General features: G+C 68.8%; 3 protein-coding genes. 1 reads left to right on the top strand and 2 read right to left on the bottom strand.

Annotated features, from left to right (window positions below; genetic code table 11):
- Positions 1–223: 223 nt before the first annotated feature.
- A complete protein-coding gene (locus AB0J09_RS63640) occupies positions 224–676 on the bottom strand; it encodes a DoxX family protein (protein ID WP_360714075.1) in 453 nt (150 codons plus the stop codon).
- A complete protein-coding gene (locus tag AB0J09_RS63635; RefSeq protein ID WP_360714073.1) occupies positions 673–1,086 on the bottom strand; it encodes a carboxymuconolactone decarboxylase family protein in 414 nt (137 codons plus the stop codon). Before AB0J09_RS63635 ends, AB0J09_RS63640 begins: the two co-directional genes overlap by 4 nt.
- A gap of 175 nt (positions 1,087–1,261) precedes the next feature.
- Here AB0J09_RS63635 and AB0J09_RS63630 point away from each other — a divergent pair.
- On the top strand, positions 1,262–1,955 hold a 694-nt coding region (locus AB0J09_RS63630; protein ID WP_360714071.1), incomplete at its 3' end, for a sigma-70 family RNA polymerase sigma factor.

Raw genomic sequence — 1,955 nt, 5'->3', positions numbered from 1 at the left:
CACCGCCGAACTCGACATCCACGCCACCACCTCCAACGGCGACATCACCGCCCGCAGCCGGTGACCCGCAGCCTCCAAAGGAGAGGTAGACCAAGTACGGGAGAAAGGGGCAGTGTCCCGTCCCGCCCGGGAGAAGCGGCTGGTCAGTGGGTACGTCGTGGTGGGACGAGGTGAACCGTGCCCGTGGCGATGGCTTCGGGGGCGAGGAACAACGGGACGGTCATCAGCGGTAACTGCGTCTGGCTGTGAACGCCGCATGTGAACGGAACAGGTCCAGCCAATGGGCCGGCCAGGTCGCAAGGGCGATGATCGCCATGATCATCAGGTGGATGGGCGCGGAGACGCTCTCGTAGATCGGGTCGTGGTTGACGATGTGGGTGGTGACCGCGCCGGTCAGGACCAGCACCAGCGTCGAGGCGCCCAGAAACTTGTAGCGCCTGTCCGGCAGTACGAGCAGGATCGCGCAGATGAGTTCGATCGCGCCGACGGCGAAGCGTGCGTAGGGCGGGTAGCCCCAGTCGGCGAACTTCACCGAGTACGCCGGTCCGAAGAACGTCGGGCCCGGCCAGTACTTGGTCACCGCGCCGATGACGAACTCCACGGCCAGGAACCAGTAGAGCAGCGTCAGCAGCCGACGCGGCCAGACGCGGGTGACGGTGGTTGATGTGGCGGTCATGCTGGGTCTCCTTTGATGGTGACGGGGGGTGGATCAGGATCAAGGCGGTGCCGTACGCGCATCGGGGCCGGTACAGGCACGGCGTTGCTCCGGCGACCGGCCGTGCGGTGGTGTGATCTCGAAAGGTCACCGCCGCGGGCGAGTGCGGCCCGCTCGGCGTCGGTGTAGAAAGGCGCCTCCTGCCAGGCGGCCACATTCGCGATACGGTCCTCGCTCTCCTCCGCCTTCTTCAGGTTCCGTATGTGGGAGTACACGCATGCGCTGCACCCGTTGATCTGGCTGGCACGCAGCGCGGTCAGCTCCAGCACCTCCTGGGATGCGCCGGCGGAGTACACGCCCTTGAGCATGGTCTGGATCCCCTTGAGGCCGTCGGGCAGCACATAGGCCGGGTTCTTCATGCGAGCTTCCATCGCTGCTCTCCTTCGAAAGACGCCGAGGCACTTGCCCCGGCCCTGCCGGTGGTAGGTCACCCCACTGACCCGCCTCCCGCGCTGGATGTGACAGACCACGCGAGGGTGGATCTGTGTCACATCGGCTTGGGTGCGCGGGTCAATGAGGTGACCGATGCGAAGGAGAACGTGACCGGTGAACGAAGATGAGTTTCTGGCGGCGCGGTTCGAGGAGCACCGGCCACGCCTGCGCGCCGTGGCCCTGCGGGTGCTGGGCTCGGCGAGCGAGGCCGATGATGCCGTGCAGGAAGCGTGGCTGCGGCTCAGCCGCACCGACACCGCCGACGTGGACAACCTTGCCGGGTGGCTCACCACAGTGGTGGCGCGGGTGTCGCTGAACATGTTGCGCTCCCGCGGCACCCGCCGCGAGGACCTCTGGGACAGCCACCACACCGTCCAGGCCGGCGCCGGCCAGGATGGCGCCGACCCCGAGCACCAGGCGGAGCTGGCCGACTCGGTCGGCCTGGCGCTGCTGGTGGTCCTGGACACGCTGAACCCCGCCGAACGACTGGCGTTCGTGCTGCACGACATGTTCGCGGTGCCGTTCGAGGAGATCGCCCCGATCGTGGAGCGCACCCCAGCCGCCGCCCGCCAGCTCGCCAGCCGCGCCCGCCGCCGAGTGCAGGGTGCCACAGCGGTCGGCGAACCAGACGCCGCCCGCCACCACCAGCTCGTCGCGGCCTTCCTGGCTGCCTCACGCGGCGGCGACTTCGACGGGCTGCTCGCACTGCTGGCCTCCGATGCCGTGCTGCGCAGCGACCCCGCAGCCGCGCGGTCGGGCGTGAGCCCAGCCCGTGGTGCACACGCCGTGGCCCGCAGCTTCGCCGGAC

Origin of the sequence: Nonomuraea sp. NPDC049784 (assembly GCF_040659615.1) — a bacterium.
Classification (GTDB): domain Bacteria; phylum Actinomycetota; class Actinomycetes; order Streptosporangiales; family Streptosporangiaceae; genus Nonomuraea.
This window is presented reverse-complemented; position numbering and strand designations above follow the sequence as displayed.